We start from the raw sequence: 22,987 nt of genomic DNA, 5'->3' as shown, positions 1-22,987 counted from the left end.
CCGCATGACCACTTCTACGCCCCCGGCCTGCCCGGTCGACCCCGCCCGGCTCACGCTGCCCGCCGGCACCCCCGCCGACGAGGGGCTGCCGCAGCTGCTGCCCGCCCTCGGCGAGCTCTACCGGGACCTGCACGCCCACCCCGAACTGTCGATGCACGAGACCCGCACCGCCGCGATCATCGCGACCGTGCTGCGTGCGCAGGGCTGGGAGGTCACGGAACACGTCGGCACGACCGGCGTCGTCGGCACGCTCACCAACGGCGAAGGCCCCACGGTCCTGCTCCGCGCCGACACCGACGGGCTGCCGCTGGCCGAGGACACGGGCCTGCCCTACGCGTCGACCGACACCGCGACGGGGCCCGACGGCCACGAGGTGCCGGTGATGCACGGCTGCGGACACGACCACCACGTCACCGCGCTGCTCGGCGCGACCGCCCTGTACGCGGCGGACCGCACCGGCTGGCGCGGCACGCTCCTCGCCGTGTTCCAGCCCGGGGAGGAGATCGCGGCAGGCGCGCAGGCCATGGTCGACGACGGCTTCGCGGACCGCTTCCCGCACCCGGACGTCTGCCTCGGCCAGCACGTCAGCCCGCTGCCGACCGGCACGGTGGCGCTGCGCCCCGGCACGACCATGTCGGCGGCGGACAGCTTCCGCATCCGCCTGTTCGGCTCCGGGGGACACGGCTCCCAGCCCGAGCTGACGGTCGACCCGATCGTGCTCGGCGCGCACGTCGTGACCCGGCTGCAGACGGTGGTGTCCCGGGAGATCGCGGCCCAGGACGCGGCCGTGGTGACGGTCGGCTCGTTCCGGGCGGGACACAAGGAGAACATCATCCCGGACAGCGCCGAACTCAAGGTCAACGTCCGGACCTTCGACCCCGAGGTACGCGAGCGGGTCCTCGCCGCGATCGAGCGGATCGTCCGCGGCGAGGCGCAGACCGCGGGGGCCCCGCGCGAGCCGGAGTTCGAGCCGCTCAACGCCTTTCCGCTCACCGTCAACGACGACGACGCCACCGAGCGGGCCCGCGCCGCCCTGCTGGCGGTCTACGGCGATGACGGCGTCCAGCACATGGCGCGCCCGCTCTCCGGCAGCGAGGACTTCGGCATCTTCGGCACGACTCTCGACTGCCCGTCGGTGTTCTGGATGTGGGGCAGCTTCGACCCCAAGCTCTATGAGGGTGAGGACCCGACGCGGCCGCGCCCGGGCATCCCCGGCAACCACTCGCCGCGCTTCGCCCCGCAGGCGGAGCCGGTCATCGAGTACGGGGTGCGCGGGCTGCGCGCGGTGGCCGCCGAATTCAACGGCCCGGGGGCCTGACCGCGCGCCGCGGGGAGGTCCGAACTCCCCGCGGCAAGGGGATCACAGCTCACGGCTCGATCTTCTCGAGGTCCTCGAGCAGTCCCGGGTGGATCGGCTGCCAGCCGAGAGCGGCGCGGGTGTGCGCGCTGCTCGACGGCTGGTCGGTCGCGAAGATCGGGCCGAGCGGACCGAAGTTCTCCTCCGGCACCGACTCCGCCGGGACGCCGAGCCGTCGCCCGATGACCGCGGCGATGTCACCCACGGCATCCCCCTCGTCGGCGACGGCGTGCCAGGCGCTTCCGGCGGGTCCCTTCTCCAGGGCGAGCCGGAACAGGACGGCGGCGTCGAGCGCGTGGACGGCGGGCCACCGCTGGGTGCCGTCCCCCGGGTAGCCGGCGACGCCGGTTTGGCGGGCGATCTGGGTGAGCAGTCCGGCGAATCCGCCGTCGCCCTCGTTGTGAACGGTGCGCGGCAACCGGATCGCCGAGCTGCGCACGCCGCGCGAGGCGAGGCCGAGGGCGCGCTGCACCGACACGCTGCGCCCGCCGACGGGCCCGTCCGTGGGCAGCGGGTCCTCCTCGGTCGAGGCCCGCCCCGCCGCGTGCGGCGTGCCCGACACGGTGACGAGCGGCCGGTCCGTACCGACGAGGGCGTCACCGAGCGCCTCGAGCGCGGCACCCTCCTCGGCGACGGAACGCGCGAGCGCCTCTGCTGAGCTGAAGTCGTTGCTGAAGGCGAGATGGACGACACCGTCCGCCTGCTCCGCGCCGCTGCGCAGCACATCGAGATCGGTGAGCCCACCGCGGAGCACGTCCGCGCCGGCCGCGGTGGCCTTCTGGGCGGAGGCGTCGGAGCGGGCGAGGGCGGTGACCGTGTGCCCGGCGGCCAGCAATTCGGCGACGACGGCCGAGCCGATCAGGCCCGTACCACCGGTGATGAAGACACGCATGATCGACTCCTGATGCGAGGTATGGGAAACGGCATGGGAAGGGGATCGATGATGCGACAGGTGTCGCATCACTCGACCACGCTACACCCGCCGATGCGACACATGTCGCATCACTTAGGATGGACGTATGCCGAGATGGAAGCCGGATGCCCGGCAGCGCCTGGTCGTGGCGGCGCTGACGCTGTTCGCCGAGCAGGGCTACGACGACACGACGGTCGCCCAGATCGCCGAGCGCGCGGGGCTCACCCGCAGCACGTTCCACCGGCACTTCGCCGACAAGCGGGAGATCCTCACCGCCGGGCAGAAGACCCTCAGCCGACTGCTGGTCGAGGGCATCGCCGAAGCCCCCGACGACGCGACCCCGGTCGAGGCCGTCGCGGCGGGCCTTGAGCGCGCCTCGGGCGAGATGACCTCGTTCAATCGCGAGCTGAGCCCGCTGCTGCACGCGGCGATCGAGGCGAACGAGGAACTTCAGGAGCGCAACGCGCTGAAGAGCATCGGCATGGCCGCCGCGATGGTCGAGGCGCTGCGCCGCCGCGACGTCCCGGAACCCACGGCACAGGTCGCCGCGGAACTCGGCGTCCTCGCCTTCAAACTCGGCTTCGCCACATGGGTCGACCCCGCCCGCGACGAAACCCCCGGCGACCTGGCCCCGCTCGTACTGGCGGCGCTGGACGACCTGCGCGCGGCGGCGACGGGGCTCAGCTAGCGCTCGGCCGAGCCGGCGGTGGACACCACGGCCGTGTCGAAACCGGCTCCGGCCTTGGGCTATTGCTCGCGCAGCGAAGCCCGGTCCTGGGGGAGACGGACGCTCAGCGGTCCGTGATGGTGTCGAGGACGAGCTGGGTGAACTCCTTCGTCGTTGCCGTTCCGCCCAGGTCGGCCGTCCGTGCGTTCGTCGTCGCGAGGACGGAGGCGAAGGCGTCGAAGACCTCCGTTGCCGCCTCGGGGTGGCCCAGGTGGTCGAGCATCATCGAGGCGCACCAGATCGCGCCGAGCGGGTTGGCGATGCCGCGGCCCGCGATGTCGGGGGCCGAACCGTGGACGGGCTCGAACATCGACGGGTACTCGCGCTCCGGGTTGAGGTTGGCCGCGGGAGCGATGCCGATGCTGCCCGCGACGGCGGCCGCGAGGTCGGAGAGGATGTCACCGAAGAGGTTGGAGCCGACGATCACGTCGTAGCGGGACGGGTCGAGGACGATCTTCGCGACGAGCGCGTCGATGTGTTCCTGTCGCCACTCCACGTCCGGGAACCGGGCACCGGCCTCACGCACCAGCTCGTCCCAGAACGGCATGGTGTGCACGATGCCGTTGGACTTCGTCGCCGAGACCAGGTGGCCCTCGCGGCGCTGCGCGGTGGTGAACGCGTAGTCGAGGATGCGTTCCACGCCGGGGCGGGTGAACACCGCTTCCTGGACGGCCATTTCGTTGGGGAACCCGCGGTTGAGGCGCCCGCCGATCTCCGAGTACTCGCCCTCGACGTTCTCGCGCACGACGACGAAGTCCACGTCCGCGCCCGCCTTCGCGACCGGGCTCGGGACGCCCTCCAGCACCTTGATGGGGCGCAGGTTCACGTACTGGCGGAACTGGCGGCGGATGGGGATGAGCAGTCCCCAGAGGGAGACATGGTCCGCCACCCCCGGCCAGCCGACCGCGCCGAGCAGGACCGCGTCGTGGTGGCGGATTTGGTCCAGGCCGTCCGTCGGCATCATCGCGCCCTCGGCGAGATACCGCTCGCAGGACCAGTCGAACGAGTCGTAGGAGAAGGTGAGTCCGTGGCGTTTGCCGACGGCGTCGAGGACGGCGCAGGCGGGCGGCAGTACCTCGGTGCCGATGCCGTCACCAGGGATGAGCGCGATGCGGTGGCGAGTGGTCGTCATGGTGACCATGGAATGCCGAGGTGTCCCGGGCTGTCCAAGACGCGTTTGCAGCCCGTTCGATAACGCTCGCCTATCGGTTCGTCGGGATCCGTTCCCGGGCAGTCCCTTTCTCCATAACGCGTGACTTCTCGATCACGTCGATGAATGCCGCTGCCGCCGGGCTCAGTCGGTGTCTGCGCCACACCAGGCCGACGTCGAGCGTGTCCTCGATGGCGAGCCTGCGCACCCGCAGCCCGACCGTGTCCGCGAGCGGGCGCCACGAGTCGGCGACGACCGCCACCCCCACGCCCGCCATCACCAGCGGCAGCAGCCCCTCGCGGTGCTCGATCTCGACCGCGATACGGGAATCCGTCGCGGCGACGATGGCGTCGGCGACGCGGCGCATGCCCGTCCCCGGCTGGCCCGCGATGAGCCGCAACGCGGGCAACTCATCGACGGAGAGCGGGTGTTCACCCGCGGGCAGGTCGGCGTCCTCGCGCGCCACGAGCACGAACGACTGCGTCTCGATCGGGACCCGGTCCAGATCCGCGTACGCCTCGTGCGCCCCGGCCGCGGCCAGCACACCCACCTCCGCGACACCTCTGCCGAGCGCGTCCCGCACATCGTCCGGCCGGGCGGCGGCCACCACCGCCACCTGCACCTGCGGATACGCCTCGGCGTACGCGGCGATCAGCCCGGTCAGCGGGCTGACGACCTGGGACGGCATGGACGCGATCCGCAACTGCCCGCCCCGCAGCCCGTCCACGGCCATGACCGTCTCCCGGGCCACGTCCAGCGAGCGCACCACCTCGCGGGCGGGCCCGACCAGGGCCGCGCCCGAGGGGCTCAGCACCAGGCCGCGCCCCTGACGCAGAAACAGGCTGGTCCCCAGTGCGGCCTCCAGGCGTCGGATCGTCTGGGTCACCGACGGCTGCGCCACGAAGAGGTGCTCGGCGGCCCGGTGCACGCTGCCGTGGTCCACGACCGCCAGGAAGTGGCGCAACTGCCGTACGTCCATGGTGGTTCCGTTCTGCCTCTGTGGTGGCGGTCGTTCGATAGGCCGACGTTATCGGTCGGGCTGCAAATGAGTCTTGGACGTGAGGAGTGACCGTCGTCACGATGTACGGCAGTCGCAACGGAGCGAGAACGAGAGCGGAGCCTGCCCGTGTCCCACGAAGCCCTGTTGTTCCTGAGCACGGCGGTCGCCATCGGCGGCATCGTCGTCGCGATCACGTGGCTGAAGCTCCCGCCGGTGCTCGCGCTGCTCTTCGGCACCCTCTTCCTCGGCCTGACCACCTCCGTCGGCGCGAAGGGCACACCGGACGCGGTCGCGGACGGCTTCGCCGATGTCATGGGGGAGATCGGCATCCTGGTGTCGCTCGGTGTCATGCTCGGCGCGCTGCTCACGGCGGCCGACACCATGCAGCGGCTGGTCGAGACGACCCTCAAGGTGTTCGGCCGACGCAGCATCCCCTACGTCTTCGCCGCGACGCTGAGTTCGCTGTTCACGGCGATCTACTCGGATGTGCTGCTCGTGCTCTCGGCACCTCTCGCGCGCCGTCTCGCCCCGAAGCTCGGCGAGCGGGGCCGAGCCCTGATGGGTGGCGCGCTCACCGCGGGCATCGAGGTGGGCCTGGTGTTCGTGGCGCCGGGCGTCGCGGCGGTGGCGATTGCGGGCATCCTGGACGTCCCGCTGGGGCAGATGTTCCTGCTGGGCCTCGTCGTCGCGCTGCCGACGGCACTGCTGACCGTGCTTGTCTTCTCGGTCGTCCTGCGGTGGATGAAGTGGGACCCCGCGAGCGACGAGATCGAGACCGAGACCGATAACGAGGACGTGGGCGACGGGGATGACGTGCCCGCCGCTGTTCCCGCCGCCAGGGCCGGAAACCCCGCGCCTGCCCCGGGTTCAACGTCCGCCGAAACAAAGGCTGCTGGAACCATGATCGCTGCCCCGGCCGAACCAGCACCGGCGGCACGGACGAAGGGACCCCGCCCGCTGCCCCTCACCCTCGCCGTCACCCCGGTCCTGCTCGTCCTCGCCCTCATCGCCGGCGGCGCACTCGCCGACGGACTCTCCCTGGACGCGGCACCGATCGGGTTCCTCACCGACCCGGTGGTGGCACTCCTCCTCGGCACCACCGTTGCCTACGTGTTGGCGCGACAGGTCCGGTCCAGGGACGAGATCGGTGACGTCATCGGGAAGTCCCTCGCCCAGTGCGGATCCATCCTGGTGCTCAGCGGGATCAGCGGTTCGCTCGGAGCCGTCATCGAGCGCTCGGGCATGGGCAGGACCCTGGGTGATCTGTTCTCCTCCGGGATCCTCCCGCCGCTGCTGCTGGTATGGATCATGGCCGCGGTGCTGCACATCGCGCTCGGCTCCATCTCCGTCGCGGGCATCACCGCCGCGGGCATCCTCGCCCCCATCGCGGGCCACTTGGACACCCCGCTGGTCCTGGTGGCTCTGGCGGCCGGCTCGGGCGCCCTCTTCGTGCCCCACGTGTCCAGCAACTTCTTCTGGATGTTCCAGTCGCTGCTCGGCTTCTCCACGCGGGGCACCATCAAGACCCACACCGTCCCGATGACCCTGGCGTCGCTGATCTCACTGCCGATCATCCTGGCGGTGTCGGTGTTCGTGCCCTAGACCGGGATCTCCACCCGGTCGAACGTCACGATCCCCCGTTCTCCGCTCCCGCCGTTCGCCGCACTCATGAACACCCCCACGTCCTGACCGCCGCCCGCTACCCCCGCCGGGGCGGCCGTGCCGACCGTCGTCCACGTGGAGCCGTCCGTGCTGAACTCGCCCTTGTACGTGGCGCCTTGGCGGGTCAGGCGCAACCGCACCGGCGCGGTCACCGAGCCGCCCGCCGTCGTCACGGAGTCGAGGCGACCGTTGCCGTCGGCGTCCCAGGACAGCGCGCACCCGTTGGACGGGGTGACCGCGAGATTGACGTATCCCGAACTCCCCTTCGCGGTGAGGTCGTTGCGGACGATCAGGCCCGCGCGCGCCCAACCGCCCGTGCGGTCCTGGGCGGTGACCCGGACGGAGGCGGAGGACCCGTCCGCCAGAGCCCCCGGGCGGTAGATCGCGCCGAACTCGTCCGTGCCGCCCCACAGATCGGCTCCGCCGCCCTCGATGGCGAAGGCGTCCCCGGACTGGCCGAACACCGCGTCGTTGAACGACACCGTCCGGTAAGGGTCCTTGACCCCGGTGCCCGCCAGGAGCCGGACCGCGTCGACCGCCGCTCCGCGCGCAGTGCCCATCCGGTACGCGGCGTCGGCGCGCACCCGGAGCACGAGCCCCTCCGCCGCTCCCGTCAGTGACACCGTGAAGCGTCCCGTGAAGGACTCGCCGGGAGCCACCGAAGCCGAGGCAACCGGGCCTTCCGCGCGGGCGGTCAGTCCGGCGGGCAGGTCGAGCGAGAGGGTGACGTCCCGTGCCGACGCGAAGCCGTTGCGGTTGGTGAACGTGATCTCGACCGTGACCGGCTCGTCCGGGGAGACGGCGGCATGCGCGGCGGAGGCGGTCAGCGTGGCCTGGTGTGCCGCGGCGGCGAGGGTGTCGTGGATCCGGCGCGCGAGCCGCTCGATCGACCCCGAGGGGTGCTCAGGGTACGACTCGTGCCCGTGCGCCCACTTGTCGTCCATCGCGAACCAGTCGATCTCGGCGGGCTCCCGGTCCTGGGCCAGCGCGTCCGCCAGCTCGGCGAAGTACCTGCGCCAGCGGGGGAGGTACAGGCCGGAGACGAGGCCCGCCCACTCCCGGTTCGCGTAGTCGCGCAGCCCCGCCTCGCTGCCCGCCCGGTCGCCCCAGGTCGTGACGATCGACCGGGCGTCGTACTCCAGTTGGTCCTGTTCCGCGCGATCGGATCCCCAGGCGCGGGCCTCGGCGAGCCACCGGCCCAGCAGATGCTGCTCCGAGGTGGCCAGCGCGTCGTCGAGGAGCTTCATCCAGTCGAGCCACGTCCGCGTCAGCTGCCCGAACAGCGCGGTGTCACGCACCTCGTACGCCGTCCTGATCTGCGGCAGCAGCACCCGGCTGCGGTTGGAGAGCACCTGTCGGGTGACGTCGAGCAGGTCGTAACGGTAGGCGGAGCTGTCCCGCAACTGCTCGTCTACAGCCAGGAGTTCGGTGAGGGCGCGGTCGAAGGCGGCCGTATCGTAGCGCTCGCCCTTCGGGCTCCACGCGGCGGCCGACTGCACGTTCAGCGCAGGCCGGGCGCCGAACAGGCCGTCGGGTGCCTCGCTCCAGGAGTCGGTGCGGCGCATCCCGTACGCCGTCTCGCGCAGCACCCGCCAGGCCGCGCTCGCATGCCGGTCCGTGCCGCCGTACCGGGACGCCGCCCACCGCGCGAACCAGTCGTCCAGGTCGACACTGCCCGCCGTCCACGCGAGGTCACCGAGGAGCGCGAGCGCCGCCGGGTTGTTGTCGGCCCCCTCCGGCATCGCGGCGATCCCGGACAGCCGGCTGCCCGCCTTGTCCCGCCAGCGCGGGTAACTCTCCACCCAGTCAGGGGTGTTGGCGCCGAGCGCGGTGTGCCCGCCGAAGTTCCAGATGCTGCCGTACGTGTACGGGGTGTCGCCCCAGTCGCTCTCCCGGTCGGTCACCGTGGCGTACCGGTCGGACAGACCGTCGACGATGAGCATCCGGTCGCGGTCGACGGCGTCGAGGATCTCGCGGCGCGGATTCGTCTGCCAGCCGAGGATCGCCCACACGGCCTCGGGATGGGCCGTGCGCAGGGCCGTCTCGACGGCGCGCGCGGCCTCGCCGACCGGCACGTCGCCGGGCCGGCCGCCCTCGTGTAGCAGGTCCATCTTGTACATGGAGGTGCCGCCGAGCCGCGTGTCGAGCCGGGTGTAGAACTCGGCGCCCACCTCCGTGAAGGCGTCGGTGCGCGGGTCGAGCCAGTCGGGGCGCTTGAACCCGCTCCAGGTGCCCTGCGGGACGACCTTCGCCCCGTCGACCCGCTCGGGGAAGCCGTCGGGCACGGTGCCGAACCAGCCCGGCAGCACCGCCGTCATGCCCAACTCCCTTACCCGGTCGGCGATTTTGCGCCCGAGGTCGGCGCGCCGCTCCAGCAGGCGCCGGCTGAGCGGGCCGCCGAACCCGGACATGTTCTGCAGCAGCCACCACGGCTGGTGTGCCGGAGCCGGGATCCACGCCAGCAGCTCGGCCTCGGAGTACCCGAACCGCCGGAACGTGTCGAAGTAGGCGGCCTCCACGCCGGTCGTCACGAGCACCTCGTTGAAGCCGTGCAGCGCGAGCACCTCCAGCTCGCGCTGCCAGGCGTCCCAGTCGCGGTAGGGACCGGTGTAGCCGTCGTTGGTGTCGTTCAGGGCGAACCGGTGGGAGACGTTCGCCGACGCCGTCAACTCGGCTTCCGGTGCGGGCAGTTGCCTCGGAAGGTTCAGCTGCTCGCCGTTCCAGGTGATGGAGGCGTGCGCGACATCGCGCAGATAGCGGTGCAGACCGGCGAGGAGGACGGCCGGGGTCGAACCCTCGACGACGATGCGCCCGCGGGAGCCGGAGACCCGGAACCGGTCGGCCGCGCCTCTGTTGCTCGACAGGCGGAAGGTGACCTGGCCGTGGTGACGGGGCAGCAGTCGGCGCAGCGCCGCGTCGGTGGGCCCGGTGTCGAAGCCCGCACCGCCGCTGGAGCCCGTACTGCTGCTGGAGCCCGCGCTGCCGCCGGAGGCCGCGAAGGCCGCCCCGCCCGGTGTGGGCAGGGCCGTGACGCCCAGCACGATCGCCGTGCTCGACAGCAGCCGTCTACGGCTCAGACGGGGCGGCCGGTTCGGCTGCTGCGGTGAGGGTCGGGTCACGAGGTCAACTCCCGGATGACGGCCGCTCGGGCCTTCTCGATGTCGGTGACGTCCTTGGTGCGGCCGTCGAGGTTTCTGGTCGCGAGGTCGAGGGCGGCCCGCAGCGCTTCGCTGTCACCACCGCTCCCGGAACCCGCGAGCTTCTCCCGCACCTGCGCGATCAGCTCGAAGTCCTCGATCCCTTCCTTGAGCTGTTCCCATCGGATGCTCGACATCGGCCCGTCGTCCCCCGGATAGACGAGATACTCGTCGCCCTGGGTGAAGATGTGCACCGGCTGCTCGAACGGGTCAAAGGGCCAGCTGTTCCACGACCAGCGCAGCAGCCCGTCGAGCTGCCGCTGTGCCGAGATCCACGGCAGCATCCGGGCCTCGACCGCGGGTGAGTACGAGAAGGTGTTGGGGTGGTCCGGCACCCCGTACACGTAGAACGTGGTGATCTTGCCGTCCTCGCGGCGCCGCGCGACCGTCTCCGGGGTCATCTCGTCGATGCCGCCCCAGTCGACGGAGAGGTTCGAGGCGAGGGACTCCGTGCTGATGGACCCGGCGACCGAGATGCGCCGGTCGAAGGCGGGCGCCACCTCGTGCACGAAGTCCCGTACGACCTTCATCGTCTCGACGGGCCGCTCGTCGAAGGACAGCCACGTGCGGTCGAGGCGCCCGGTGTCCCGCAGATGGTCCTCGAACGCGCGCAGGAAGGCGCCCCACGCCTCCCGCCACCGCTCGCCGCCCAACTCGACGTTCTCGTACACGTCCTTGCCGGTGCGCGAGTCGACGTACGTCAGGTGCTCCTCGTCCTGGAAGGCCAGCATGGAGAACGCGCCGATGTCCGGGCCGAGCCCGGCGCGCTCGGCGGCGGCGACGTACCTGTCCCAGCGGTCGAAGTCGAAGCGGAACCGGTCGCCGTCCCAACTCCAGCCGACCATGCCGGAGTACGGGGTCGCCGTCTGCGACTTCCGGCTGTTCCCCGGCCACGGGTAGTGCCAGGGGTTGTCGACGATGGTCGTGTTGATGACCTTCTGCCCGCGGCTCGCCAAGTCCCGGTTGTACGAGTCGATGAGCTTCCAGTGCTCCGCCGACCACGGTGCGACGTGGTGCGCCTTCGCGATGGTGTCCGGCTGCGCCCAGACGTCCAGGAAGAACCGGTAGCCGGCCGGGTCGGGCAGGCTGACGTCCGCGACCTCGATGGTCAGTGGGTACGTGACCTGGGTCCGCCCGTTCGCGGTGACGGCGACGGAGCCCTTGTACGTCCCGGCGGGAGTGCCCTTCGGGATGCGGAAGGTGAACCACAACGGCTGCGCGGCGTACGCGGGAACGTCGACGGTCGACCGCTCCTCCAGCGCGTCGCCCACGACGTCCGGATCGCGGTCGCCGGACACCTCGGTGGGCGAGCTCACCTGGTCGACCGTGGCGGACCAGTCCAGCTCGGACTTGGAGCGTTGCACGGGCACGTACTTCACGAACCGCACCTGGGCACGCCGTGCCGCGTCCCCGCCGAGCCGGACGCCGCCCAGCCCCGTGAGTTCACCGACCCGGGCGGACACGGCGCTGAGCGGTGCGCCGGAGGCGATGGCGAGCTGAGCGGAGACCTGCTCGCCCCGCACCGCCGACAGCGTCAGCTCCTTGGTGTCCTTGCCCTGGATCGCCTCCATGGGATACCGCGGCACCCGCACCTCCGCGGAGCTCGCGAAGGCCCCCGTGGGAACCCACGTGATGGTGTCCCGGGTCCCCATCGCCTCGGCGACCTTGGCGGTGAGCCAGTCGGCAGTACTTCCCGGCCTCCGGGGTGAAGTGCGCACGTTTCACGTCCCTTGTTCGGATGGAACCGGACTGAGCGCTACCAAAATGCAAGAGCATGCTTGATCCACCCAATGTTTGAGCACGAAACGTCAACGTGTCAACGGAAAAGCACTCGACTGCCGTCCCCGACCGCGCCATGATCCGCTCTTGTGACGACGTCGACGCAGAAGCAACTCCTGGTCCGGGCCGCCGCCCGCAACAACGCGGAGTGGTGCGCCGCGATGAGCCGATCGCACGGTGTGGAGGGCGAGTTCGGGGTCGAGGCCTGGACCGCGCCTGCCCGCACTCCGCTGTACTACCCGGACGCGGTGACGCTCGCGCCGGGCGCCGACCCGGCCGCCGTGACGACCCGCATCGACACCGCCGCACCCGGCGCCTCCGTCAAGGACAGCTTCGCCGACCTCGATCTGACGGATGCCGGCTTCCAGGTGCTGTTCGAGGCCCGGTGGATCCACCGCCCGGCGGGCGCGCCCGCCCTGGCGTCGACGCCCGCATGGGGCGTCGTGGACGACGCGGAGTCACTACGGTCCTGGGCGGAGGCCTGGGGCGACACGGGCCTCTTTCGGCCCGAACTCCTCGACGACACGGCGACGTTCGTGCTCGCGGGGCGCGCGCCCGACGGGCGGGTGGTCGCCGGAGCGGTCGCCAGCCTGAGTGGTGACGATGGCCGCCAAGTCGTCGGAGTCTCCAACGTCTTCGCGTCGGACGGCGGCCCGGACTCGGCCTGGCCCGGGGTGCTGGACGTGGTGCACCGGCTGTTTCCGGATCTGCCCGTGGTCGGCTACGAGCAGAGCGACGACCTCGCGATTGCCCTCCGCCACGGCTTCGAGACGATCGGCCCGCTGCGGGTCTGGGTGCAGGGCTAGAGTCACGCGCACGGTTCTGCCGATGAGTGCCGGGCGATTGGATTCGCTGGACCGATCACCAGGGCGGGCTGCACGCTGATCTTGTGAACGAGAAACCTGACTTCACTCGTGACCGGCTGCCGTGGACCGTACGGCCCGGCGCCCGCGCCTGGCGCTGTGAGCCCGCGCCCGCCGACGTGCGCGCATTCCATACCGCGTTGGCCGACTACGCGCCGACGCCGTTGACCGAACGACCGGAACTGGCCCAGGAGTTGGGTGTCGGACGAGTCTTCGTCAAGGACGAGTCGAGTCGTCTCGGGCTGCCCGCGTTCAAGGCGCTGGGCGTGTCCTGGGCCGTCCATCGGGTGCTCGCCGGGGCGCGCGGCCCGGTCACCCTCGTGACCGCCACCGACGGCAACCACGGCCGGGCCCTCGCCCGCACGGCCCGGCTGCTCGGACAGCGCGCCCACGTGCTCGTTCCGCGGGGCGTGCACCCGGAGGCCGTGGCGGCCATCGCGGCCGAAGGCGCGCAGGTCACCGAGGTGCGGGGGACGTACGACGAGGCGGTGCGCCGCGCGGCGGAGGTGGCAGCGGCGCCGGACGCGGTCCTGGTCCAGGACACCGCGTGGCCCGGCTACGAACGGATCCCGGGGTGGATCGTCGAGGGCTACTCCACGCTCTGCGCCGAGGTGGACGAGCAGTTGTTGGGCCGAGCGGGCGCCAGGGGACCGGACCTCGTCGTCGTGCCGGTAGGGGTCGGGTCCCTGGCCCAGGCCGTCGTGACGCACTACCGCAGCCGGCCCTCGGGACACGCGCCCGCGCTGCTCTCCGTGGAGCCGGAGTCCGCGGCCTGCGTCCTCGAAAGCCTCACCGGCGGCGAACCCGTCAGCGTCACCACCGGAGACACCACCATGGCCGGCCTGAACTGTGGCACACCCTCCACGCTCGCCTGGCCGTACCTGCGCGCGGGCCTCGACGCGGCGATCGCCGTCCGGGACACCGACAGCGCCCGCGCCGCCGCCCGCCTCGCCGACCTCGGTGTGTCCTCCGGCCCCTGCGGCGCCGCACCCCTCGCCGGTCTGCGCGCGGCCCTCACCGGCACGGGCGCCGACGAACGGCGCGCCGCCCTGGGCCTCGGTCCGTCGTCGGTCGTCGTCCTGCTGAGCACGGAGGGCAGCACCGCGAACCCGTCCTGCTGATCGTGAACCGTCCGCACCGACGAGACGTAGGTTGGAGGGAGCGAGCGTGCGCCTCCAGCGACGTACGCCCGTCGTACGAGACACCGGACTTGAGTCACCACGTAAGGACACACGAGTCATGAGCACCACTCCCGAGGTCACCCTCAACAACGGCGTGACCATGCCGCAGCTCGGCTTCGGCGTCTTCCAGGTCCCCGACGACGAGGCGCACGCCGCGGTCACGAGCGCCCTCGACGCCGGCTACCGCAGCATCGACACGGCGGCCCTGTACGAGAACGAGAAGGGCACCGGCCGCGCCATCGCCGACTACGGCCTGGCCCGTGAGGACGTCTTCGTCACCACGAAGCTGTGGAACACCGAGCAGGGCCGGGACACCGCGCTGCGCGCGTTCGATGCCTCGCTGGACCGGCTCGGCATGGACTACGTCGACCTGTACCTGATCCACTGGCCGGTGCCGTCGCGCGACAAGTACGTCGAGACGTGGCAGGCGTTCGAGGAGATCCTCGCCGGCGGCCGGGCCCGCGCCATCGGCGTCTCCAACTTCCTGCCGGAGCACCTGGACCGGCTCGCCGCCGAGACCTCCGTCGTCCCGGCCCTCAACCAGATCGAGCTGCACCCGCGCCTGCAGCAGAGCGAGCTGCGCGCGTACGACGCCGAGCACGGCATCGCGACGGAGGCGTGGTCCCCGCTGGGCCGTGGCAACGGCGTCCTGGACGACGAGATCGTCACCGCGCTCGCCCGCAAGTACGACCGCAGCCCCGCGCAGATCGTGCTGCGCTGGCACCTCCAGCTCGGCAACGTCGTCATCCCGAAGTCGGTGACCCCGTCCCGCATCCGCGAGAACATCGATGTCTTCGACTTCGAGCTGGCCGCGGACGACATGGCCGCGCTCGCAGGCCTCGAGACGGGCGAGCGCGTGGGCCCGGACCCGGCCGTCCTCGGTTCCTGAGGAAGCCGGGCCCGGCCGTCTTCAGGACGCGAGGAAGCCGGGCCCGGCGGGGCCCGCTCACTGACCGAGCGGTCGCCCCTCCCACAGCTCGAGCTCCCAGCCCTGCTCCGGCGAGCCGGAGAGGGTGACGATGCCCGTGTTGGGCAGCGGGTGGGCGGCGACGAAGGCGACATCCACGTTGCCCGCCCGCGCGGCCGTCCACGTCCGGATCACGGCGCCGTGGCTGACCATGGCCACGGTGTCCGCGCCCGTCCCGGCCGCCTCGGCGACCACGGCGTCGAAGCGGTCGAGCGTCTCCTCGCCGGTCTCGCCGCCGGGCATCCGGAGCGCGGTGTCGCCGGCGGACCAGGAGAACGCGGTGTTGAGGTACTTCTGCGCGGACTCGTCGTCGCCGCGCATCTCCAGGTCACCCGCCGCGATCTCACGGATCCCGTCCCGGATCACGACGTCGAGCCCGGTCGCCTTGGACAGCGGCTCGGCGGTGAGCTGCGTACGGATCAGGGTGGAGGCGTACAGGGCGTCGATCCGCTCGTGGGCCAGCGTCCGGGGAAGCGCCTCCGCCTGCTCCAGACCGAGCGGCGTCAGGCCGGGGCCCGGCGCCGCTGAGTCCAGGAGCCGCTTGAGGTTGGACGGGGTCTGGCCGTGACGTATGAGCAGCAGACGCATGCGGGGGGAACCTCCACGAGACGAACGGAAAGCTTGGGTCCACTGTGTCATCCGTGGGGAACATCGGTGGTCAGGCCAGCTTTTATCGATGGCCAAGCCAGCTTTTTATCGATGGTCAGGGCAGCCTTTCTCGGTGATCAGGACAGCTTGTCCAGCAGCTCGGCCGCGAGCGGGGCGGCGGAGGCCGGGTTCTGCCCGGTGACCAGGTTGCGGTCGACGACCACGTGGGGCGCCCACGGCTCACCGACCTGGACGTTCACACCGGCCTCGGTGAGCCGGTCCTGGAGCAGCCACCGCGCCTTGTCGGCGAAGCCGGCCTGGGCCTCCTCGACGTTGGTGAACGCGGCGACGTCGTAGCCGGCGAACACGTTGCCGCCGTCGGCCTTCGTGGCCGCCAGCATCGCCGCGGGTGCGTGGCAGACGACACCGAGCGGCTTGCCGGAATCCAGGGCGCGGGTGAGCAGAGCGCCGGATTCGGCGTTGACGGCGAGGTCCTCCATCGGGCCGTGGCCGCCGGGGTAGAAGACGGCGGCGTAGTCGTCCAGGTTCACCTCCTCCAGCTTGATGGGGGAGGCCAGCTCGGTGTTCGAGGACACGGCGGCGGCCATGCGGGCGGCGTTCTCCTGGCCGTCGTTGAACTCGGGCGCGAGGCTGCCCGCGTCGACGGTGGGGACGACGCCGCCCGGCGTCGCCACGACGATCTCGTGCCCCGCCGCCTTGAACGCGTCGTACGGGGCGATGGCCTCCTCGGCCCAGAAGCCGGTGGGGTGGTGGGAGCCGTCGGCCAGGGTCCAGTGGTCGGCGCCGGTCACCACGAAAAGGATCTTCGACATGGGGTGCTCATCTCCGCGGGAATCGTCGGTAATCGTCGGTCCGGTGATGTCTTGACGTCTACGAAGGTAGGCCCGCGGGCCACAGCCGACCAACGGTGGGCTACCGTGCCCGCGTGGCAGAGCGGATCCAGTCGGTGGAGCGGGCGGCGCTGGTCCTGCGGCTGCTCGCGTCCGGACGCCGGGCGTTCGGGGTGGCGGAGCTGGCCCGCGCGATGGGGCTGCCCCAGGAGTCCCTGGGCGGAATCCTCGGCACGCTGGTCGCGGCGGGCCTGGTGGAGCGGGACCCGGCCACCGGCAAATACCGGATCGGCGCCTCGCTGCTCCACCTGAGCAACGGCGACCTCGACACGAACGAGCTGCGCGCCCGCTCCCTGCACAGCGCCGACACCCTCGCCGCGCGCAGCGGCGAATCGGTCTGGATCGCCACCCCGCACGAGGGCGGGGCCCTCGTCATCCACCACGTGTTCCGCCCGGACGACAGCGCCCAAGTCCTGCGCATGGGCGCCCACTTGCCGCTGCACGCCTCGGCCGTGGGCAAGACACTGCTGGCCTTCGACCACGACCTGGACGTACCCGGGGAACTCCCGGCCCTCACCGGCCGCAGCATCACCGAACACGCCGCCCTGGCCGCCGAGTTGTACGAGATACGCCGCCGGGGCTGGGCCGCCGCCGTCGACGAGCACGCGGACGGCAAGGCCGCGATCGGCGCCCCGCTCCGCGCCGCCTCGGGCCGTACGGTCGGCGCCATCAGCATCGCGGGCCCCACCCACCGCCTGACCGAGGCGGGCCACGCCCGGGCGGATCTCGCGGCCCAGGTCATGGACGCGGCGGGGGAGATCGGCAGAGCCCTGGCGCGCTGAGCCGTGCCGAAGGCCCTACGGTACGAGCACGATCCGGCCGAAGGCCTCACCGGAGTCCATCAACTGGTGCGCCCGTACGGCCTCTTGCAGGGGCAGCACCGCGTGCACCACCGGATCCAGGGCGAGCTCTCCCGCGAACAGCTCGGTGCGCAGGGCGCGTTGAGCGGCTTCGGGCACCGTGTCGGCGCTGAAGGTGGCGAACGACATCGACTTCTGGAACGCCGCCGTCATGTGCGCGGCGAGGTCCGCGGGCGGAGGCCCCGCGATCATGCCGATCGCCACCAGACGGCCATTGGGGTTGAGGCGGTCGAGGAACGAGGTCATGTCCGGTCCGCCGATGATGTCGATGATGACGTCGTACCCCTCGGGGGCATCGGCATCGGCATCGGTGGGGGCGCCGGAGCGGTCCAGTACATGGGTCGCGCCCAGCTTGCGCAGACGTTCGCCGCGCTCGGCCGACGATGTCGTGACCGCCACCGCGCTCGCACCGCCGCGCGCCGCGAGCTGCACCGTCGGGATGCCCAGACTGCCCGCCGCGCCGCGCACCAGCACGGACTCGCCGGGGGCGAAGTGGGCGTGGCGCAGGGCGAAGTGTGCGACCACGCTGGAGGTGCCGAGCGTCACCGCGTCGGCGGCGGACAGCTCGGCGGGGAGGGGGAGGACCGCGTCCACGGGGACGGCGGCCTGCTCGACGTAGCCGCCGCCCGTTCCGGTGAACGCCCAGACGCGCCGCCCCACCCACGAGGCGTCCACTCCGGTGCCGACCGCGGTCACGGTGCCCGCCACCTCGCTGCCGGGCACATGACCCTCCTGGAACAAACCGTACGAGGCGAGGGCGCCGCTGCGGATCAGTGCGTCGACCCCGCCGACGCCGATCGCCTCGGTGGTGATCAGTACTTGTCCGGCGGCGGGGACCGGGGCCGGGAGGTCGACGACCGCCATGCCCTCGGGGCGTCCGAATTCCTGGATCGCGATGGCCTTCACGGGGACTCCTTTGGTGTCTCGGGTGAGGCTTTCGGACGTTAACGGACGCCCCCGTCCGTTTGAGTAAAGTGAGAGAGGTGACCGAACGTTTGCCTCAGACGTTGCGCTCCGACGCCCTGGACAATCGCGAGCGCATCCTCGACGCGGCCCGCGCCGTGTTCGCCGCCGACGGACTGAACGTGCCGATGCGGGAGATCGCCCGCCGTGCAGGGGTCGGCCCCGCCACCCTCTACCGCCGCTTCCCGACCAAGCAGGAGCTGGTGACGGCGGCCTTCGCGGAGGAGATGCGGGTGTGCCGCAGGCTCGTGGACGAAGCGCTCGCCGACCCGGATCCATGGCACGGGTTCTGTCGTGTGATCGAGACGACCTGCGAGATGCACGCCCGCGACCGCGGCTTCACCGAGGCGTTCATGTCGGCCTTCCCCAAGGCCCTGGACTTCGCCGAGGACCGTGCGTACTCGCTGAAGGGCATCGCCGAGATCGCCCGCCGCGCCAAGGATGCCGGCCATCTGCGCCCCGACTTCGTGCTGGACGACCTGATCCTGATGCTCATGGCCAACAGAGGCATCCAGGCCGCATCGACAACCGCCCGCGTCGCCGCCTCCCGCCGCTTCGCGGCCTTCGTGATCGAGGCGTTCTCGGCGTCCCCCGAGCGGCGCGGCGAACTGCCGCCGGTGGCGCGCCTTTCGCCGCTGCTCTCCGCGTAGCCCTCGGTCCTGGAGACGCAAGGCGGCGTACAACCTTTAGTCGATCTTGGTGGTCATGTGTGCGACAACTCCGTGCCGCGACCGGCGCGGAGCAGGCACCGAGAGAGGCACCACGCACCATGCGTTCCACTGCTGTCCGTCGCACCGCCCTGGCCGTATCCGCCGCCACCTGCTCGCTCGTCGTCACCGCCTGTGGTGCGGGTCAGTACGGCGGTGCCGGGGCGGACGCGAAGGCGAGCGCTTCGCCGGCCGCGGTGAAGGCGCTGACCGCCGCCCAGTTGGAGAAGCGCGTGCTCGTGCAGGGTGATGTGAAGGGGCAGAAGATCAGCAAGCCCGGCAAGAAGGATGTCTTCGCGCCCGGCACCGTCTCCGTCGCGAAGGCCGCGTGCGACCCCATCGGTCAGGTCCTGTCGGGGCTGCCCTCGGCCGCGCCCGAGGCGACCGTGCAGCGGCTCGTCGTGCACGAGTCCGCGAAGGCCAAGAAGGGCATGCCCTCGATGGACGAACTCGCGGACATGACCGAGCAAGAGGCGAAGGACGCGACGATCGACTCCCTCGACATCACCAAGACCATGGCCTCCCTCTGGTCCTACGACGGGGACGGCGCGCAGCGCGCCCTCGACGCGCTGCGGACGGCAGGCAAGAAGTGCGCGGCGGGCTTCTCCATGACATCGGACGGCGAGAAGACGCAGGTCACCGGCGTCAAGAGCGAGAAGCTCGCGCTCGGCGACGACGCGGTGGCGTGGACCGTGGGGACGAAGGAGGACGGCACGCCCGCCGACACCAAGGTCGCCGTCGTACGGGTCGGCGGCACGCTCGCCGGGTTCTCGTCGTTCAACATCGCGGCGGTCACCCGCGGCGATGCCTACGAGCGGCCGACCGCGGTCATCGAGAAGCAGACGGCCAAGCTCGGATGACCGCCTGATCAGTGGGCGGGCGGGGCAAACTCGGGCTGGTCGAGGAGGCGCAGCCAGCTTCCGTCCGGCTGGCGGCGCACGACCTGTGCGCGGGCACCCGTCCCGTCCTTCGGCGGTGTCGACGTGAGGGCGATGTCGCCGCTGACGAGCGTCGGCAGGGGCTGCTCCGGCTCGAAGTGGGGGCGGTTCGCCAGCACCTTTTCCCACAGCACGCGGATCGCCTCCCGCCCGACCGTCTCCTGGCCGGGCGGGTAGGCCAGCACCGCGTCCTCCTCGTAGAGCGCGGCGACACCGGCCGCGTCGCCCGCGTTGGACCGCTCGACGAACAGGCGGGTGATGTCCTCGGGGCGCATGGCCTTCTCGTACTCCGACATGGGGTTCCTCCTGGCGCTGGTCACCGTTCCGGCTTGGTGCTTCCAGCGTCGTCGTCCGCCGATCAGAAGTCCAACAGATGTTTCTGTTGGAAATCAGAAGCTGTGGTGATGGATGATGGGTGTCATGGAGATGAGGCAGCTCGAGTACTTCGTCGCGGTCGCCGAGGAGCAGAACTTCACGCGCGCCGCCGAGCGGGTGCACATCAGCCAGTCCGGCGTCAGCGCGCAGATCCGGCAGCTGGAGCGTGAGCTCGGGGCGGAGCTGTTCGACCGCTCGTCCCGCACCGTCACGCTCACCGTCGCGGGCAAGGCCGCGCTCGAACACGCCCGCGCCACCCTCGCCGCGGCCGGGACGATCGGCCGGGCGGTGGCCGAGGTGTCCGAACTGATCAGGGGGCGGCTCACCGTCGGCATGGTCATCGGCTGCACCATCACCCCGCTGTTCGACGCCCTCGCCGCGTTCCACGAGGCGCACCCGGGCGTCGAGCTCTCGCTCCTGGAGGACGGCTCCGACCGGCTCGTCGAGGGGGTGCGCGCGGGCGAGGTCGACCTGGCGCTCATCGGCGCCGCGCACAGCACCCCCGACGGCCTCGACGCGCTGACCATCGTCGACGAACGGCTCGTCGTGGCGGTCCCGGCCGGGCACCCGCTGGCGAAGCAACGGCGCGTCGTACTACGGGACCTGATGGCCCATCCGATCGTCTGCATGCCGCCCGGTACCGGCCTGCGCACGGTCTTCGACCGGGCCTGCACCGCGCAGGGACTGCGCCCCACGATCGCGCTGCAGGCCAGTGCCGCGGACTCCATCGCCGCCCTCGCCGACCGCGGCCTCGGCGTCGCGGTCCTGAGCGAGTCGATGGTCGCGGATCACCCCGACGGGCTCACCGCCCGCACCATCGACGACGTCGACACACCGGCGCTGCTCGCCCTGGTCTGGAAGCGGGCGCACAACCCGGCGCTGCGCGAACTGCTGGGCCACGCGCGGCGGGCGTTCGCACGGCCGTGAGGCCCGCCGCGCGTTCGTAAGCGCGTGCCGCCGCCGCGCGTCACAGTTCGCCGTACTCGCCGACCCGCTTCCCCGCGACCCACGTCTGCAGCACCTTCGTCTGCCACACCGCCCGGCCGGACGGCAGGTCGAACGGGTCCGTGTCCGTGAGGACGAAGTCGCCCCACTTGCCCGGCTCCAGCGTGCCGAGGACATGTTCCTGGTGCGCCGCGTGCGCGGGCTCCACCGTGTACGAACGCAGCGCCTCCACCGGCGTCATGGCCTGCTCCGGGTACCAGCCGCCGGCCGGCTTCCCGTCCCGGTCGGTGCGGGTGACGGCGGCGTGCAGACCGTCGAACGGGTTCTCCGACGAGACGGGAAAGTCGGAGCCGGAGGGCAGGTGCGTGCCCTGGTCGATCAACGTGCGCCAGGCGTAGGCGCCCTTGATGCGCTCGGCACCGATCCGGTCCTCGGCCATGTTCATGTCGTCGGTGGCGTGCACCGGCTGCATCGACGCGATGATGCCGAGCCTGCGAAGCCGCGGGATGTCCTCGGGCGAGAGCACCTGCGCGTGCTCGATACGGTGCCGCATCCCGGCGTCGCCTACGCGCCTAAACGTCTGCTCGTACGCGTCCAGGACGACACGGTTGCCGCGGTCGCCGATGGCGTGCACCGCCGACTGGTAGCCGCCGCGCACCACTTGCTCGACGCGGCGCTGCAACTCCTCCGGCTCCACCTGGAGCAGCCCGCTGGAGTCCGGGTCGTCGGCGTACGGAGCGAGCAGCGCGGCACCGTGGCTGCCGAGCGCGCCGTCGATGTACTGCTTCACCGTCCGGATGCGGACCATGTCGTCGGCGTACGAGTCGGTGCGGGCGTCCGCGCCGATGTCGGTGAACGCCTTGTAGGAGAGGAAGGCGTTCACGCGGATGGTCAGCGCGCCCTCGTCCGCGAGCTGCCGCAGCACGACCACGCCACTCGCGTCCGTGCCCGCCTCCGACACGGACGTCATGCCCACGCTGCCGAGCTGCTTCTGCGCGGCGAGCGCACGGGTCCGTACGTCATCGAGGGTGGGCTCGGGCAGCTTGTCCTCCACGAGCGCCTGCGCGGCGTCGATGAGGACACCGGTCGGATTGCCGGCGCCGTCGCGCACGATGCGGCCGCCGTCGGGGTCCGGGGTGTCGGCGGTGATGCCGACGGCCTTCAGCGCCGCGGAGTTGGCGACACCGGCGTGCCCGTCCACCCGCCCCAGCCACACCGGCCGGTCGTCCACGACCGGGTCGAGGTCGGCGGCATTGGGCAGCCGGCCGAGCCCCCACACGACCTCGTTCCAGCCCCGGCCGAGGATCCACGTGTCGTCGGGGTGTGCGGTGTCGTACGCGGCGAGCCGGTCCATGGCCTCCTTCAGGGAACGGGTCCCGACGAGGTTCAGCTCCACGGCGAGGGCGCCGAGGCCCCACAAGTGACCGTGCGCGTCGTGCAGTCCGGGCAGCAGGACGCGGCCGCGGCCGTCGAGGCGGCGTACGCCCTTGGGGGGCGCGCCGATGTCGAGCGCGGCGACACGCCCCTCGGGTGTGAGCAGCATCCGGGAGAATCTGCGCAGCTTGCCGCGCGCGAGTGTGTAGCCACGCACGTTGTCGACGAGCAGGGGCCCCGGCCGCTCGGCCTTCGCCGGCCGGGAAGCGGCGGAGGCGGACCCGGCGAACGTGCCGGACACGGCCATCGCGGCAGCCCCGCCGCCGACCAGCTGGAGGAACCGCGCGCGGCTCAGACGCGGCGTACGGGGCGTGGGACAGCAGGACTCACACATTCGGCGGCTCCTTGCAAGAAGGCTTGCGGGCAGGTGAGTTGACCACAAGATGATCGAATCACTGTCCGAAAGCTAAGCAGTCCCTGTCCGGCGGTCAAGATCCCTTACGCTCCCGAGGAAACGGCCCTTCGCGCGA

At 71.5% G+C, this 22,987-nt stretch carries 20 protein-coding genes; 10 read left to right on the top strand and 10 right to left on the bottom strand.

The features are described 5' to 3' along the window. The first annotated feature begins 4 nt into the window (after positions 1–4). Entirely contained in the window at positions 5–1,318 is a 1,314-nt protein-coding gene (locus ACYSUO_RS33225) for an amidohydrolase (protein ID WP_461779933.1), read from the top strand. A 49-nt stretch (positions 1,319–1,367) separates the two neighbouring features. Here the strand turns inward: ACYSUO_RS33225 and ACYSUO_RS33220 are convergent, their stop codons facing one another. Next, a complete protein-coding gene (locus ACYSUO_RS33220) occupies positions 1,368–2,249 on the bottom strand; it encodes an SDR family oxidoreductase (protein WP_461779932.1) in 882 nt (293 codons plus the stop codon). Positions 2,250–2,376: 127 nt separating this feature from the next. Here ACYSUO_RS33220 and ACYSUO_RS33215 point away from each other — a divergent pair, with 127 nt between their 5' ends. Next, positions 2,377–2,958 carry a TetR/AcrR family transcriptional regulator gene (locus tag ACYSUO_RS33215; protein WP_461779931.1) on the top strand — a complete coding sequence of 194 codons (582 nt, stop codon included), beginning with the start codon at positions 2,377–2,379 and terminating at the stop codon, positions 2,956–2,958. Between the two features lie 103 nt (positions 2,959–3,061). Here ACYSUO_RS33215 and ACYSUO_RS33210 read toward each other — a convergent pair whose 3' ends face one another. Continuing rightward, positions 3,062–4,129, bottom strand: coding sequence for a tartrate dehydrogenase (locus ACYSUO_RS33210; protein ID WP_461779930.1), 1,068 nt, complete (start codon positions 4,127–4,129; stop codon positions 3,062–3,064). Positions 4,130–4,199: 70 nt separating this feature from the next. Next, positions 4,200–5,126 (bottom strand): LysR family transcriptional regulator, encoded by a 927-nt coding sequence (locus tag ACYSUO_RS33205; protein WP_461779929.1) that lies wholly within the window; start codon positions 5,124–5,126, stop codon positions 4,200–4,202. Positions 5,127–5,273: 147 nt separating this feature from the next. Between ACYSUO_RS33205 and ACYSUO_RS33200 the strand changes: the two genes are divergently transcribed. Beyond that, entirely contained in the window at positions 5,274–6,749 is a 1,476-nt protein-coding gene (locus tag ACYSUO_RS33200; protein ID WP_461779928.1) for a GntP family permease, read from the top strand. On the opposite strand, the gene ACYSUO_RS33195 is transcribed toward ACYSUO_RS33200, so the two are convergent. Both ACYSUO_RS33195 and ACYSUO_RS33190 read right to left on the bottom strand, forming a co-directional pair. After that, positions 6,746–9,928: an alpha-N-acetylglucosaminidase gene (locus ACYSUO_RS33195; protein WP_461779927.1), complete on the bottom strand. Its 3,183-nt coding sequence runs from the start codon at positions 9,926–9,928 to the stop codon at positions 6,746–6,748. The two genes, ACYSUO_RS33200 and ACYSUO_RS33195, sit on opposite strands and share 4 nt — an antisense overlap. Next, positions 9,925–11,724, bottom strand: a complete 1,800-nt coding sequence (locus ACYSUO_RS33190; RefSeq protein ID WP_461779926.1) for a DUF4091 domain-containing protein — start codon at positions 11,722–11,724, stop codon at positions 9,925–9,927. Before ACYSUO_RS33190 ends, ACYSUO_RS33195 begins: the two co-directional genes overlap by 4 nt. Before the next feature lie 222 nt (positions 11,725–11,946). On the opposite strand from ACYSUO_RS33190, the gene ACYSUO_RS33185 reads away from it, so the two are divergent. From ACYSUO_RS33185 to ACYSUO_RS33175, 3 genes are all read left to right on the top strand, one after another. Next, positions 11,947–12,591 carry a hypothetical protein gene (locus tag ACYSUO_RS33185; protein ID WP_461779989.1) on the top strand — a complete coding sequence of 215 codons (645 nt, stop codon included), beginning with the start codon at positions 11,947–11,949 and terminating at the stop codon, positions 12,589–12,591. 83 nt (positions 12,592–12,674) lie between these two features. Continuing rightward, entirely contained in the window at positions 12,675–13,769 is a 1,095-nt protein-coding gene (locus ACYSUO_RS33180) for a pyridoxal-phosphate dependent enzyme (protein ID WP_461779925.1), read from the top strand. A gap of 118 nt (positions 13,770–13,887) precedes the next feature. Further along, on the top strand, positions 13,888–14,718 hold the full coding sequence (locus tag ACYSUO_RS33175) for an aldo/keto reductase (protein WP_461779924.1): 831 nt from the start codon (positions 13,888–13,890) through the stop codon (positions 14,716–14,718). Positions 14,719–14,775: 57 nt separating this feature from the next. On the opposite strand, the gene ACYSUO_RS33170 is transcribed toward ACYSUO_RS33175, so the two are convergent. Continuing rightward, entirely contained in the window at positions 14,776–15,384 is a 609-nt protein-coding gene (locus tag ACYSUO_RS33170) for a histidine phosphatase family protein (RefSeq protein ID WP_461779923.1), read from the bottom strand. 137 nt (positions 15,385–15,521) lie between these two features. Then, positions 15,522–16,217, bottom strand: coding sequence for a type 1 glutamine amidotransferase domain-containing protein (locus ACYSUO_RS33165; protein ID WP_461779922.1), 696 nt, complete (start codon positions 16,215–16,217; stop codon positions 15,522–15,524). Positions 16,218–16,330: 113 nt separating this feature from the next. On the opposite strand from ACYSUO_RS33165, the gene ACYSUO_RS33160 reads away from it, so the two are divergent. Beyond that, positions 16,331–17,077 (top strand): IclR family transcriptional regulator, encoded by a 747-nt coding sequence (locus ACYSUO_RS33160; RefSeq protein ID WP_461779921.1) that lies wholly within the window; start codon positions 16,331–16,333, stop codon positions 17,075–17,077. A gap of 15 nt (positions 17,078–17,092) precedes the next feature. On the opposite strand, the gene ACYSUO_RS33155 is transcribed toward ACYSUO_RS33160, so the two are convergent. Then, complete coding sequence (locus ACYSUO_RS33155; protein WP_461779920.1) at positions 17,093–18,061, bottom strand: zinc-dependent alcohol dehydrogenase family protein; 969 nt, start codon at positions 18,059–18,061, stop codon at positions 17,093–17,095. Between the two features lie 77 nt (positions 18,062–18,138). On the opposite strand from ACYSUO_RS33155, the gene ACYSUO_RS33150 reads away from it, so the two are divergent. Together ACYSUO_RS33150 and ACYSUO_RS33145 are read left to right on the top strand one after the other, a co-directional pair. Further along, positions 18,139–18,768: a TetR/AcrR family transcriptional regulator gene (locus ACYSUO_RS33150; protein WP_461779919.1), complete on the top strand. Its 630-nt coding sequence runs from the start codon at positions 18,139–18,141 to the stop codon at positions 18,766–18,768. 119 nt (positions 18,769–18,887) lie between these two features. Further along, positions 18,888–19,685 (top strand): hypothetical protein, encoded by a 798-nt coding sequence (locus ACYSUO_RS33145; RefSeq protein ID WP_461779918.1) that lies wholly within the window; start codon positions 18,888–18,890, stop codon positions 19,683–19,685. Between the two features lie 8 nt (positions 19,686–19,693). Here the strand turns inward: ACYSUO_RS33145 and ACYSUO_RS33140 are convergent, their stop codons facing one another. Next, positions 19,694–20,059 (bottom strand): YybH family protein, encoded by a 366-nt coding sequence (locus ACYSUO_RS33140; RefSeq protein ID WP_461779917.1) that lies wholly within the window; start codon positions 20,057–20,059, stop codon positions 19,694–19,696. A gap of 124 nt (positions 20,060–20,183) precedes the next feature. Between ACYSUO_RS33140 and ACYSUO_RS33135 the strand changes: the two genes are divergently transcribed. Next, positions 20,184–21,065 (top strand): LysR family transcriptional regulator, encoded by an 882-nt coding sequence (locus ACYSUO_RS33135; RefSeq protein ID WP_461779916.1) that lies wholly within the window; start codon positions 20,184–20,186, stop codon positions 21,063–21,065. Positions 21,066–21,105: 40 nt separating this feature from the next. On the opposite strand, the gene ACYSUO_RS33130 is transcribed toward ACYSUO_RS33135, so the two are convergent. Beyond that, a complete protein-coding gene (locus tag ACYSUO_RS33130) occupies positions 21,106–22,851 on the bottom strand; it encodes an amidohydrolase (RefSeq protein WP_461779915.1) in 1,746 nt (581 codons plus the stop codon). Between the last annotated feature and the right edge of the window lie 136 nt (positions 22,852–22,987).

Source organism: Streptomyces sp. UC4497 (assembly GCF_054871485.1).
Note: the sequence above shows the minus strand (reverse complement) of the source record. Positions and strands in the feature narration are given on the sequence as shown.